The organism is Micromonospora sp. CNZ299 (genome assembly GCF_002754415.1).
Genome location: NZ_PEFG01000001.1, coordinates 895,726 through 909,246, shown reverse-complemented (window position 1 = coordinate 909,246; position 13,521 = coordinate 895,726). Strand labels below are relative to the sequence as shown.

The window sequence follows — 13,521 nt, the reverse complement described above, 5'->3', positions numbered from 1 at the left end:
GCCCCAGTCTCCCCTACTCCAGGCATCGGCGCGCGCGGTCGGAGGCGGGCCAGACGTACTCCAGGTCTGCTGGAACGTCGCCACCGAAGAGGGGCCGGTAGTGCGCCGGGTCCTTGCGCACCAGCGACGAGCGGTGGCTCAGGTGCAGGTCGTCGCGGCCCAGCCACGGTGGTAGTTCGCCGTCCCGGGCCAGCTCGTCCTGGGTCCGTACGACACCGGCCCCGCAGGCGGCGGCGAGGTCGACGGTCATCGTGGTGGCACAGGTGTCCGCCCGCCCCGGTTCGGTCCACACCGCGCACATGTCCAGCCCGTAGCGGGTGAGCGCCTCCTCGTACCCGGCCCACATCTTCACCGCCGGGTGGTTGCGCCAGCCGTACCCGGGTCGGGTGAGCCCGCGCAGCACCTGGATGGCCTCCACCCGTTGCTTGCCCAGCCGCTTCTGGTCCAGCGTCCGGGCGCTGGCCAGAAAGTCCGGGTACGGGAGGAACGTCTGCATGTCGCTGCTCTACCCGCCGCCAGGGCGGGCATGCCTGGCCGGGGGGATGATCCGGACGGGGTCGCCCAACGTGGCCGTGCTGATTACGATCCGGGCATGGCGGAGCCGTGGCGGGACCGGGCGCGACGGGCGGTCGAGTGGAACTGGCGGCTGCGCTCCGCTGGTGATCCACGCCCGCACTATGTGATCTGCGGGAAGGACGCGCTCGCCTACTACGTGGCCAGGGCGATGCTCGAATCCGAGCTGCCGACGGGTGGCGCCCGGGTGACCGTCGTGGTGCCGGAGCGCTACCGCAGCAACGGCCCGGACGTGGCGGCACTGCGGGGGGTCCGGGTGGTCCGCTCGGATCGGCTGGACGTGGCCACCTTCGAGGCCGCCGGCCTGGCCGGGGCGTCCGGGCTGGCCCTGCTGCACCAGGACGACGTGGGCAACCTGCACGCCGCGCTCTGCGCCCAGGCCGTCGACCAGCGGGTCCGTCAGGTGCTGCGAATGTTCAACGGCACCCTCGCCGACGGTGTGCGCAAGCTGCTCAAGGCATCGGTCGAGGTGCTCTCCGACGCCGAGATGGCCGCGCCGGCCTTCGTGGCAGCCGCGCTCGGCGAGGTCGACCCGAGTTCCTTCCAGCACCGGGACAAGACGCTTCGGGTGGCCCGCCGGGCCGACGTCCGACCGCAGGACGTGGTCTGCGCACTGGCCCACCTCACCGAGGCGCAGGGGGTGGAGCTGCTTCCGGCCGAGCAGGCTGGCGCGGACCTGGTGCTCGCCGAGGCGACGGGGCAGCCACCCGGCACCGAGGTCGCCGCCCGTCGACTGGTCCGGGCCCGTCGGCGACGCCGCCCGGTCGCGGTGCTGCTGGGCGCGGTACGCGGCTTCGCGACTCGCAAGATCGGTGTCGCGGTGATGCTGGTGCTCGCGGTCATCGCGGTGCTGGGGGCGCTGATCTCCCGCACCGAGGGCGCCTCCCCACTGGAAGCCCTGTACCTGACGCTGGTGACCACGCTCAGCGGCGCCGACCCGGACACCACCAAACCAGCCGGCGCGCAGATCATGCAGGTGGTGCTCAACCTGGCCGGGCTGGCGCTGATCCCGCTGATCACCGCCGTCGTGGTGGACGGCATCGTCAACGCACGACTGGCCCTGCACACGGGCCAGTTGCAACCCGCGCGGGTCGGGCACGTCGTGCTGATCGGCCTGGGCAACGTCGGCACCCGGGTGATGGCGCAGCTGCGCGAGTACGACGTCGAGGTGGTGGCGATCGACAAGGACCCGGAGCCGCGCGGCGCCGCCCTGGCCCGTCAGCTGGAGGTGCCGCTGATCGTCGGTGACGCCTCGCTGCCGGAGACGCTGGTCGCCGCGTCGGTGGCCGACTGTCAGGCGCTGGTGGTGGCGTCCACCGACGACGTCGCCAACCTGGAGGCGGCGCTCGCGGCCCGTGATCTTCGTGGCGACCTGCGGGTGGTGCTGCGGTTCTTCGACGGTGACTTCGCCGAGCGGGTGGAGGAGACCTTCGCCCTCGGCGTCTCCCGGTCGGTCTCCTACCTGGCCGCCCCGGCCTTCATCGGTGCCCTCACCGAACGGGCGGTGATCACCACCATCCCGGTCGACCGGCACGCGCTGCCGGTCGCCGAGGTGCCGGTCGCCGCCGGCTCCGAGTTGGACGGCCGGCCCCTGGGCATGGTCAACCGGGACGGGCAGGTCCGGCTGATCGCCCGGACCCCGGCCGGTGGCGGCAGGACGATCTGGTGGAAGGACCTCGACCCTCGCCAGGTGATCTTCGCGGGCGACCGGTTGACAGTGGTCGCCCGGCGGCGCGGACTGGACTGGCTGACGCGGCAGTGTGCCCCGCCAGTCCGCCCGGGCCCGGTCTCCCGGCCGGCCGGAGCGGTCCACGGCGGAGTGCCCACCCCAGCGGCGGCGTCTCCCTCGGTGCCGGGCCAGACGGACTCGGGGGCCGGCGTGGCCCACCCCGTTGCCCCCGCCGCAGGCGCTTCCTCGACAATCGCTGGCGGCCCACCGGACGACTTCGCGCTGACCCGCCGACATGACGAGAGCGGCGAGGTGAGCTGACATCACCCGGCGCGGCCGCTGCGCTATCCACCTGGTCAGGGAAGAAGGGCAGCGTAAGTGGTTGTCAATCACCGACTCGTGGTCATCGGGTTGCCTGCCGATCAAGAACGGTCTCTATCGTGCTGATGGCCTGGCTCGAGCGGTGCGAGTGGGGCCCAGGCAGCCCGGCGGTCTGGAACTGCTTGATTCGTTCTCCCCCGCAGGGATTCTCTCGGACGACCCGGAATACGTGACCTACGTCGACGTCACTGGGTTGGTCATGGAGGTGGATTTGGATGATGCTGCATTCGATTTATGACCGGTGGAGTGGGGACCGCCAGGATCCGGTTGAAGTGGCGGACTCGTGCCTCAGGTCTGCTGCCGCAGGCGATGACTCGGCTGTCGCTGAGCTGCTTCGCCTGTGCCCTGTGCTGAAGGCGCAGGCTGACCTCGGAAACACTCGTGCACGTACGATGTTGGGCGTCATTTTCATGCTGTATGTCGACGCTCCGGAGGAGACTGTCGACTTCCTGGGTCAGTCCCCGCCGAGGGCGACGTGGTCGCCCAGCGGACTCTGGCGTACCTGCTGGAGCGAGGGCAGGGGGTCGCCTTTGACAAGGAAAGGGCGATGCGGCTCTATCGTGCGGCAGCCGAGGGTGGAGACGGGATAGCTGCCTTCAACCTTGGCCTGCATTACGCCAATGGCGAATTCCTTGCGGTCGACATCCCTAACGCCGTGCGATGGTTGAGGGTAGCTGCGAAGGCGGAAGTCACTGAGGCGTCCCCGTTCCTGGGAAACCATCTGGCTGCCCTTGACCTTGATGAAGAAGCGTTCGAGTGGTATCTCTTCGGCGCCGAGGCGGGTCAGTCCAACTGTATGTTCGTCGTGGGCAGTTGGTACCGGGACGGCATTGGGACGAGCATGGATCTGGTGCAGGGTCTGCGGTGGTTCATTACGATGCTCAATGAGGGCAGCGGCGACGGAGTGCACGAGGCCCATCAGCTGGTCTCACGGATGACCTCCGAAGAGGTTCGAGAGGCTGCTCGCCTGGCGGGCCGACCATTCGACGCGGAGGTGTTCCTTGAGCAAGGAAACTGAGCCCTCTTGCCGTCCTGAAGCTGGAGCAGCGTCTACCGGGAGCTTCAACGGTCAGCGGCTGCGCACGGTCCTTGCCGCACTCGAACCGTGGCAGCGTGTTGCGTTCGCGGTCAGTTGTGTCGAGGTTCTGGTGCCGTCCTATGTCAAGTTCAGCGAGCCGGACCAGATCGGTGACGCTGACCTCGTGCGAGCCAGCGTCGATGCTGTCTGGTCGGCCTCGGCCGGTCATCAGCCGGCTGTGCACTGTCCCGAGTTGCCCTCGCCGGACGCAGTGAAGGAGTTGCTGCCCTCGGAGGATGACTGGAATGACTGGGCACCTCAGGCGGAGGATGCGGTCGCGTCGCTCATCTACCTGCTTGAGCTGGTGGGCAGCGATGACGTCACCTACGCCGTCTACGCAGCCGAGCGGGCATATGCGGCGGCCGACGAGCTCTCGGCTCGGGAGCAGGGCCTTGGGGTGCTCGACGCCGATGACCGTGAGGCTCTGCTTGGGTCGCCGTCAGTCCAGGTTGAGCTGCGGCGGCAGGCGGAGGCTCTCACAATTCTCGGAGACTCGGCCGGTGACCGGTCAGCCGTCGCAGAGCTTCGCGCCGCTGCTCGACGAATTCCGGTCGGTGGTGTGCGGCAACTGCCGTGGGACGACGGTGTTCTTAATGGCGACACGGACGCTCCCTGTCAGGCCCTGGGCAGCTTCTCGGCCGCTTCGTCAGTGATTAAAGATCGATTGAGGGTGGCCGGCTTCCACGTGCTCGAGGCGTATGACATGGCGGAAGGGCTGCCGTCCGAACAGGAAGCCTGGAAGCCGGTCGTCAGTTCGCCGGCAAGACCCGAATGGTCGGTCGCACTCGCCGCGGTCGATGCAGTGGAACAGGTGGAGCGACGGTGGCGCCGCTTGGTGCATGAGCGCGGGTTGACGAGCGGCGATGGCACCCTGCTAATCAGCCTCACAGGCCACAGTGACGAAAGGCGTTGGGTGGCGGTGCGACTGCCGGACGGGCCGCTGGCGCTCGACGCGCTCGGTCCGAATCCTGGCGAGCCGGAGTTTGTCGCGATGTCACTGGCCGGCGATGCCCTATGCGGGGTAACGGCAGAGGAGTACGAGTTGTGGGTGGTATGCGCACGACTTGATTGAGCGGGGGCCGATGAGACAACCGTACGACGCGGAAAGGAGTCGGGATGGCAGCGCTGAGCGAACACATAAATGTCTACACAACGGCAATCACAGTCCTCGAAGATAAACGATTCTCGATTTGGTACGACAGGGGAAACCGATACCTTTTGTGCTCAGCGGGATGGCTGGGACTTCAGGGCGGACAACCCAGTTTCCCTACTCGGCCTGGTAGCCATATTTGAATACAAGAATCCAAGCGAGTGCATAAGCTCTTGGCAGGAGAGTGAGGGCAGCATTCGCTACCCGAATGTTCCCGAAAAATGCACCTGAGTACACCCCTGTCTACGCTAGATTCCGACACCAAAGCGAGCGCCAATAGGGACTTCTCCTTCCTGTGCGGGGGCACCGAAATTGCGGTTCACCCTCCGACCCGCAAGCTCGACGGATCGGTCAGCCGGAACCGGCCGGAGCTGAGCGACAATGGCGGCATGCGTTTCCGCATCCTGGGACCGACCCAGGTGGTGCTGGCCGACGGGCGAGAGGTCCCCGTGGGCGGTCCGCGGCTGCGCGCCCTGCTGGCGCTCCTCCTGCTCGACGCGGGTCGGGTGGTCTCCGCGGAGCGGCTGATCGACGGCCTGTACGGGGAGCATCCGCCTCGTGGTGCGGCCAACGCGCTCCAGTCCCAGGTGTCGCGGCTGCGCCAGGCCCTGCCCGCCGGGCACGACCCGGTCGAGTTTCACCCGGCCGGTTATCGCCTGGCCGTGGATCCCGACGATGTCGACGCGTACCGCTTTGAACGGCTCGCCGAGGCGGGGCGGCGCGCGCTCGCCGGCGGTGACTGGCCCCGCGCGGCGGCGGTGTTGCGCGAGGCGCTGGAGCTGTGGCGTGGCCCCGCCCTGGCCGATGCCGTCGGCGCAGCCGGCGCGCCCGCCCAGGCGGCCCGGCTGGACGAGCTGCGGTTGGCCGCCATCGAGGATCGGGTCGAGGCGGACCTGGCGTTGGGCGCACAGAGCGCGCTGATCGCGGAGCTGCGGGAGTTGGTCGTGGCGCATCCCCTGCGGGAGCGCTCGCGAGGCCAGCTCATGCGTGCCCTGGCGGCACTGGGTCGGCCGGCGGAGGCGCTGGCCGAGTTCGAGGACGCCCGGCACACGCTGGCCGATCAGCTCGGTGTCGACCCATCGGCGGAGCTGGCTGCCGTTCACCTGGCGGTGCTGCGTGGTGAGGAACGCGCGGCGGCCGAGCCGGCGCTGCCGAGCCAGCTCACCACGTTCGTCGGGCGTGAGGAGGAGCACAAGCGCGTTCGAGCGTTGCTCGGCGAGCGCAGGCTGGTCACCCTCACCGGCCCTGGGGGAGCGGGCAAGACCCGGTTGGCCATCGAGGCGGCGGGACGCGTCGACGGCGACGTCCGTTTCGTCGAGCTGGCCGGGCTGGCCGACGGGTCGGACGTGCCACAGGCGGTGCTGAGCGCGCTCGGTCTGCGTGACGCGGGTCTGCGGGCCCCGGCCGAGCCGGGCCGGCAGTCCACCGACCGACTGGTCGAGGCGTTGGCCGAGCGGCGGCTGCTGCTGGTGCTCGACAACTGCGAGCACGTCATCGCCGACGTGGCCCGGCTCGCCGCACGACTGCTGGGCGCGTGCCCGGCGCTGCGGGTGCTGGCCACGAGTCGCGAGCCGCTCGGGCTGGCCGGCGAGGCGCTGTGCCCGTTGTCCGGGCTCACCCTGCCGCCACCCGACGCGTCGACGGAGAATGCCGACGACTACGCCGCGGTCAGCCTCTTCGTCCAACGGGCCGCCGACGTCGCACCCGACTTCACCGTCACACAGGCCAACGTCGACGTGGTGCTGCGGATCTGCCGCACCCTCGACGGCCTGCCGTTGGCGATCGAGCTGGCCGCCGCGCGGCTGCGGGCGTTGCCCGTCGCGGAGGTGGCCGCCCGTCTGGACGACCGGTTCCGGCTGCTGTCCATGGGCAGCCGGGCCGCGTCGCCCCGACACCGCACGCTCCGGGCTGTGGTCGAGTGGAGCTGGGACCTTCTCGACGATGCCGAACGCACGCTGGCCCGCCGGCTGACCGTCTTCGCTGGCGGCGCCGCGCTGGAGGCCGCCGGGCGGGTCTCCGGCCTTCCCGCGGCCGAGTTCGTCGACGCGCTCAGCGGGCTGGCCGACAAGTCCTTCGTGGAGCTGACCGGCGGCCGTTACCGGATGCTGGAGACGGTGCGTGCCTTCTGCGCCGAGCGTCTCGCCGAAGCCGGCGAGGCCGACCAGCTACGTCGTGCGCACACCGCGTACTTCCTGGAGTTCGCCTGGACCGCCAGCGACCACCTTCGGCGAGCCGAACAGTTGCACTGGTTGCGGCGGCTCGACGCCGAGCGGGACAACCTGCACGCAGCCCTGCGCCGTGCCACCGCGGCCGGTGACGCGCCCGACGCGGCCGGGTTGGTCGCGGCCCTGTCGTTCTACTGGTGGCTGCGCGGCATGCGCGGCGAAGCGGCCCGGTTGGCCGCCAACGTCCTCGACCTGCTGGGGGCCGAAGCGCCGCCGGGGCTGAGCGAGGAGTTCGCTCTCTGCGTCTACAACACGTCGCTCGCCGGTGCCGGCCACCTGCCCTCGCTCGGAAATCAGCGGTCCGTGATCCGCAGCCTCGACGGGCCGCCTCGACAACCGTTCCTGCTGTATCTGTCGGGGATCTCGACCGGGCCGCCGTCCGGCGGCGCCGAGCACGTCGAGGAGTTGATGCGGGAGCTGCGGCGACTGGTCGGTCCGGACGTGTGGATCAACGCGCTCGGCGCGATGGGAAGCGGCTCGGCGCTGATGTGGAGTGGCGAGTGGGACCGGGCCAGGAGCGCGTTGACCACCGCGCTCGACGGCTTCCGGAGCACGGGGGACCGATGGGGCTGCATGATCACACTCGGTGCGCTCGGCGAACTGGCTGCCTGGCAGGGTGATCCGGAGACGGCGGGCGCCCACATGGACGAGGCCATGGGACTGGTCGAGGCGCTCGGGTCGGCCGTCGACCAGGCCGACATGCTGCGGACCAGGGGCGAGATCCGGCTGCGTGCCGGTGACCTCGCCGCGGCACGGGACGACTTCGCCGGTGCGCTGCTCCTTGCGCAGCGCAGCGGCGCGCCCGAGTTCGTGGCCAGCGCCCGCCTCGGCCTCGCCCAGGTGGCCCGGCTGCGCGGCGATCTGGTCGAGGCGAGACGGCTCTGCGAGGAGGCGTTGGTCGGCGGGCTCACCGGCTGGTACGTCGGCGAGGCCACCCGGTCGGAGATCATCCTCGTGCTCGACGAGATCACCGAGCAGGAGAAGGCCGAAGCCGCGAGCAGGCCTGGTGCGCTGCCGTCAGCGGACGGTGCGTGACCCGTCAGCGGCTGACCGCACCGTGGGGTCATGACGACATACGAGGTGGTCGCCGAGGGTCTGGGCAAACGGTACGGCCCCACCCGCGCGCTCGACAGGTTCGACCTGGCCGTACCGACCGGCACTGTGTACGGGCTGCTGGGGCCCAACGGCGCGGGAAAGACGACGGCCGTACGGATCCTCACCACTCTGCTGCGCTTCGACGCGGGCAGGGCCACCGTGGCCGGGTTCGACGTGCTGCGACAGCCGGACGAGGTGCGGGCCCGGATCGGGTTGACCGGGCAGTACGCCGCGGTCGACGAAACCCTCAGTGGTCGGCAGAACCTGGAACTGTTCGGCCGCCTGTTCCGGCTGGGCCGGCGGGAGGCCCGGCAACGCGCCACCGAACTGCTGGAACGGTTCGGGCTTGCCGAGGCGGCGAGCCGCTCCGCCGGTGAGTACTCGGGTGGGATGCGTCGTCGGCTGGACCTCGCCGCCAGTCTGATCCGTACGCCGCGGGTGCTCTTCCTCGACGAGCCGACGACCGGCCTGGACCCGCGCAGCCGCAACCAGGTGTGGGACCTGGTCCGCGCCCTGGTCACCGAGGGCACCACGGTGCTGCTCACCACCCAGTACCTGGAGGAGGCCGACCAGCTCGCCAACCGGATCTCGGTGATCGACGCTGGCCGGGTGGTGGCCGAGGGGTCACCGGACGAACTGAAGTCGATGACCGGCGGCGACCGGATCGAGGTGGTGGTGCGCGATGCGGCCGACCTGGACCTGGCCGCCCGCATCGTCGCGCCGATCTGCGGCGCGGAGCCCGAGCGTGACCCGGAGATCCGGCAACTCAGCGTGCCGGTGGCCGACCGGGTCGCCGGGCTGGTCGACGTCGTGCGGGCGTTGGATGACGCGGGGATCGCGGTCGAGGACATCGGCCTGCGGCGCGCCACCTTGGACGAGGCGTTCCTGCACCTGACCGGGCATCGGCCCGACGAGGCCCGCGAACCCGTTGGCGCCGGACGAAAGGCGGACGTGGCATGACCACTGCGGTAGCCGACGGCTGGACGATGACCAGGCGCAACATGATCCATGTCGTACGTCAGCCGGAGGAGGTGATCCTCTACTTCTCACTGCCGATCATGTTCGTGCTGGTCTTCGGGTACGTGTTCGGCAGCGGCATGCAGGTGCCGGGCGGTGGCAACTATCGCGAGTTCCTGCTGCCCGGGGTCTTCGTGATGACGATGCTGTACGGCCTCGGCGCTACCGCGACCGGCGTGGCGCTGGACCTCAGCCGGGGTGTCGTCGACCGGTTCCGGTCGATGCCGATGGCACGGTCCGCCCTGATGACCGGCCGCAGCGCCGCCGATCTGCTGCGCGCCCTGCTGGAGATGTCCACCCTGCTGGTCTGCGGCCTGCTCGTCGGTTGGCAGTGGCGAGAGGGTGTGGGCAAGGCGTTGCTGGCCGTCGGGCTGCTCCTGCTGCTGCGGGTCGCGATCACCTGGATGGGGATCTACCTGGCGCTGCTGGTCCGCAGCCCGGACACCGTCGGCGTCATCGTCTTCCCGGCGGCGTTTCCGCTCACCGCGATCTCCAATGTCTTCGTGTCGCCGGAGCTGATGCCCCCGGTCATCGGGACGATCTCGGAGTGGAACCCTTTGTCGGCCACAGTCGCGGCGATCCGCGAGCTGTTCGGCAACCCGGGTCTGGGTGGCGACTCCTGGCCGGCGGAGCACGCCATGCTGTTGGCGGTGCTGTGGCCGGTGCTGCTGATCGCGACGTTCGCTCCGCTGGCGGTGCGCCGCTACCGACGCCTGAGCCGTTGACACCCGCGCGCCGGTGGCCCGCTCAGGTCACCGGCGCGCGAGGCGCAGCGCGCACCAGGCGGCGCCAGCGGCGAGCACACCGAAGCCCGCGAGGACGCTGGTCACGGGCAGGTTGACCGCGAGCAGCAAACACCCGACCAGCCCCAGGCCGGCGAGCACCTGCACCGGCAGCCGCCGACCGGGTTCCCGCCCCAGTGTGAGCGCCGCCGCATTGGTGATCGCGTAGTAGACCAGCACCGTGCAGCTGGAGAAGCCGATGGCCCCCCGTACGTCGCCGAGGAGCACGACCACGATCACCACGACGGCGACCGCCAGCTCCGCGCGGTGCGGCACCCGGCGCACGGGGTGCACGGCGGCCAGCGCACCGGGCAGGTCGCGGCGGCGGGCCATCGCGAGGGTGGTCCGGCCGACCCCGGCGACCAGGGACAGCAGCACCCCGACGACCGCGATCGTGGCCCCGGCGCGGACCACCCAGGCCAGGCCGGGCAGCCCGGCGGCGGTCACCACGTCGACCAGGGGCGCGGCGGACCCGGCCAGCCGGTCGGCGCCGAGTACGCCGAGCGTGACCACGGCCAACACCACGTAGATCGCGAGCACCGCCCCGAGCGCCAACGGCACCGCGCGGGGAATGGTCAGCTGCGGATCGCGGACCTCCTCGCCGAGCGTGGCGATCCGGGCGTACCCGGCGAAGGCGAAGAAGAGCAGCCCGGCCGCGGTGAGCACACCTCGGGCGGAGCCGCCGGGCTCACCGAGCCGATCCAGGTGCACCGGCCCGCCCACCACTCCGACGACCGCGACCAGGGCCAGCACCGCGAGCACCAGCGCCACCAGCAGTTTCGTGACGGTAGCCGTCTTGCCGATGCCGCGCAGGTTCACCCCGGTCACCGCGAGCACCGCGCCGACCGCGACCAACCGGGCCTGGCCCGGCCAGAGGTACGCCCCGATGGTCAACGCCATCGCCGCGCAGCTCGCCGTCTTGCCCACCACGAAGCCCCAGCCGGCCAGGAATCCGGCGAACGACCCGAGGCGTTCCCGGCCGTAGACGTACGTGCCACCGGACTCCGGGTAGCGGGCCGCCAGCCGCGCCGAGCTGGTCGCGTTGCAGAAGGCGATGAAGCCGGCCAGCACCAGCGCGGGCAGCAACCCGGAGCCGCCGGCCGCCGCCGCGGCCGGGCCGAAGACCACGAAGACGCCCGCGCCGAGCATCGAGCCCAACCCGATGACAACCGCATCCGGTACGCCAAGCCGCCGCGACAGTTGGTCCACGGACCGAAACCCTAGGGGTACGAGGTGAACGGTCGGTCCCAATCGCGTAGCCGGCGGGGGAGTGGGATGTCGTCCCAGGGCACCCGGTGCAGCAGCCGGTCCAGGAAGACCCCGAGCAGCAGGGCCGCCACGCCGTCGGTGAGCCAGTGGAAGTTCAGGTAGGTCGTCGTGACCAGCAGGATCGCCGGGGGAGCGAATCGGATCAGTCGGTGCACGCTCGGGTGCAGTCGCCCCGCCGTGAGCGCGGTCAGCAGGACGGCCATCACCCCGTACCAGACGATCGCGTTGGCAACGTGCCCGGACGGGTAGGACAGGTCGTACTCGGTGGGCGGCAGGTCGTTGAAGATCCGAACCGACTGGGTCGGCGGCAGGTCGGAGCTGGGCGCGGCCCGGTCGGTCAGGACCTTGAGTGGCCCGACCGTCAGATACAGGAGGACGAACGCCCCCGCCAGCAGCAGCAGTGGCCGGACGGTGCGGCTCCGCCAGGCCACCGCGACGGCGAGCGCCCCGGAGAGCGGCATCAGCAGCCATCCACCCTGCCCGAGGAAGTTGAACGCCCGGGCCGTCCAGTAGATCGGCGCGGGGTGATGGGCGTAGGCCCACTCCCGGACCGCGAGGTCCAGACCGAGCAACGCACCTCCGGCGAGGGCGAGGGTCAACGCGCCGAACCCGACCAGCAGCAGCGCGTCGAACCACCAGCCGGCCGGGCGGACGGGCCGTAGCCGCAGGTCACGTCGTACCGCCGTGGGTTTGAGCACGCGACCACGCTACCGGCCCGGCGCCAGGCCGGGGTGTTCGGCGCTGTGGGCCCAACCACGATGTGAGGCGGATGCGGGGGGCGAGGCGTCATGCTTGTGCCCGTGCGGATCACGTCTGCCCTCGTGGACCCGGCGCTGCTCGACCTGCCCTGGTCGACACCGCTGGAGGAGTGGCCTGCCCAACACCTGGTGGCCCTGCCGCAGGGCATCTCCCGACACATCGTCCGGTTCGTCCGGCTCGGTGACTACGTGTACGCATTCAAGGAGACCCGCGAGCGGATCGCTGAGCGGGAGTACGACCTGCTCAGAGCCCTGGAGCGGATCGACTTTCCCTCGGTCGAGGCGGTGGCGGTCGTCGCCGACCGGCAGACCGAGGACGGTGAACCCCTCGAATCGGTGCTGATCACCCGGCACCTCCAGTTCTCCCTGCCGTACCGGGCGCTGTTCTCGCACACCCTGCGGCCGGAGACGATGAGCCGGCTGCTCGACGCGCTCGCCGCCCTGATCGTGCGGATGCACCTCACCGGTTTCTTCTGGGGTGACTGCTCGCTGTCGAACACGCTGTTCCGCCGCGATGCGGGCGCGTTCGCCGCCTACCTGGTGGATGCGGAGACGGGCGCGTTGCACAACTCACTCTCCAACGGTCAGCGCGGTGAGGACCTGGAGATCGCCCGGGTGAACATCTTCGGTGAGGCGCTGGACCTCCAGGCCGCCGGCCTGCTGCACGAGTCCATCGACCCCGAGGTGGTCTGCGAGGAGGTCGTGCAGCGCTACGAGCGACTGTGGCACGAGATCACCTACGAGCAGGCCGTCGAGCGGGAGGCCCGGCACGACATCGAGGGCCGGATCCGCCGCCTCAACGAGCTGGGCTTCGACGTGGCCGAGGTGGCCATGTCGTCCATCGACGACGGGCGTTACCTGGTCCGGCCGAAGGTGGTCGACGCCGGCTACCACACCCGACGGCTGCTGCGGCTGACCGGTCTGGACGCCGAGGAGAACCAGGCTCGCAAGCTGCTCAACGACCTGGACGCCTATCGGGCGGAGAGCGACCTGACCGACGAGCAGCAGGCCGCACACCGCTGGCTCACCGAGGTCTTCGAGCCGGTGGTCCGGGCCGTTCCCGCGCACCTGCGCCGCAAGCTGGAGCCGCAGGAGCTATTCGCGCAGATCATCGAGCACAAGTGGCTGCTCTCCGAGCAGGCCGGCCGGGACGTCGGGATGCGCCACGCGGTCCAGTCGTACCTGGCCGACGTGCTGGTGCACCGTCCCGACGAGCAGGCCATCCTCGGCGTGGAAGTCCCCGCCATCGGCTGAGCTTGGGTTTTGCCTGCTCCGCGTCGCATCGGGAGTATGTGGTAGCTGCCTTTGGAGCTGATGTCGTAAACGAATCACTCGCTGGCCCGTGTCCCGGCCCGCTGGCCCATGGCCTTGGCCCCTGGCCCTGGCCCCGCTCTGCTCCCTTGGCCGTTGCCCTGGCCCAGGATCGTTGGGGCCGGCTGATTCGTTTACGACATCAGCTCCAAAGGGGCCGCGGGGTGCCAAGCCGCGCCGCGCCGGGCCAGGCCAGGCCACGCCACGCCACGC

General features: G+C 70.4%; 11 protein-coding genes. 8 read left to right on the top strand and 3 right to left on the bottom strand.

Annotated features, from left to right (window positions below):
• Positions 1-13: 13 nt before the first annotated feature.
• Positions 14-496 carry an MSMEG_6728 family protein gene (locus CLT68_RS04345; RefSeq protein ID WP_099849010.1) on the bottom strand — a complete coding sequence of 161 codons (483 nt, stop codon included), beginning with the start codon at positions 494-496 and terminating at the stop codon, positions 14-16.
• 96 nt (positions 497-592) lie between these two features.
• On the opposite strand from CLT68_RS04345, the gene CLT68_RS04340 reads away from it, so the two are divergent.
• The 7 genes from CLT68_RS04340 (at position 593) to CLT68_RS04315 (ending at position 9,913) form a co-directional block, all read left to right on the top strand.
• Positions 593-2,563, top strand: a complete 1,971-nt coding sequence (locus CLT68_RS04340; protein WP_486482069.1) for a potassium channel family protein — start codon at positions 593-595, stop codon at positions 2,561-2,563.
• A 61-nt stretch (positions 2,564-2,624) separates the two neighbouring features.
• Complete coding sequence (locus CLT68_RS32520) at positions 2,625-2,861, top strand: hypothetical protein (protein WP_143743126.1); 237 nt, start codon at positions 2,625-2,627, stop codon at positions 2,859-2,861.
• A gap of 237 nt (positions 2,862-3,098) precedes the next feature.
• Positions 3,099-3,641, top strand: a complete 543-nt coding sequence (locus tag CLT68_RS04335) for a tetratricopeptide repeat protein (RefSeq protein WP_099849008.1) — start codon at positions 3,099-3,101, stop codon at positions 3,639-3,641.
• Positions 3,625-4,773, top strand: coding sequence for a DUF416 family protein (locus CLT68_RS04330; protein WP_158240858.1), 1,149 nt, complete (start codon positions 3,625-3,627; stop codon positions 4,771-4,773). Before CLT68_RS04335 ends, CLT68_RS04330 begins: the two co-directional genes overlap by 17 nt.
• A gap of 467 nt (positions 4,774-5,240) precedes the next feature.
• Positions 5,241-8,111, top strand: a complete 2,871-nt coding sequence (locus CLT68_RS04325; RefSeq protein ID WP_099849004.1) for a BTAD domain-containing putative transcriptional regulator — start codon at positions 5,241-5,243, stop codon at positions 8,109-8,111.
• Between the two features lie 30 nt (positions 8,112-8,141).
• The gene (locus tag CLT68_RS04320; protein WP_099849002.1) at positions 8,142-9,131 is read left to right on the top strand and encodes an ATP-binding cassette domain-containing protein; all 990 of its coding nucleotides are present in this window, start codon (positions 8,142-8,144) and stop codon (positions 9,129-9,131) included.
• Positions 9,128-9,913, top strand: coding sequence for an ABC transporter permease (locus CLT68_RS04315; protein ID WP_088950453.1), 786 nt, complete (start codon positions 9,128-9,130; stop codon positions 9,911-9,913). The genes CLT68_RS04320 and CLT68_RS04315 overlap by 4 nt, the downstream gene beginning before the upstream one ends.
• Positions 9,914-9,940: 27 nt before the next feature.
• Here the strand turns inward: CLT68_RS04315 and CLT68_RS04310 are convergent, their stop codons facing one another.
• Positions 9,941-11,179 (bottom strand): APC family permease, encoded by a 1,239-nt coding sequence (locus CLT68_RS04310; RefSeq protein ID WP_099849000.1) that lies wholly within the window; start codon positions 11,177-11,179, stop codon positions 9,941-9,943.
• 11 nt (positions 11,180-11,190) lie between these two features.
• A complete protein-coding gene (locus tag CLT68_RS04305; protein ID WP_099848998.1) occupies positions 11,191-11,937 on the bottom strand; it encodes a phosphatase PAP2 family protein in 747 nt (248 codons plus the stop codon).
• 102 nt (positions 11,938-12,039) lie between these two features.
• Between CLT68_RS04305 and CLT68_RS04300 the strand changes: the two genes are divergently transcribed.
• Positions 12,040-13,251: a DUF4032 domain-containing protein gene (locus CLT68_RS04300; RefSeq protein ID WP_370453056.1), complete on the top strand. Its 1,212-nt coding sequence runs from the start codon at positions 12,040-12,042 to the stop codon at positions 13,249-13,251.
• Positions 13,252-13,521 lie beyond the last annotated feature (270 nt).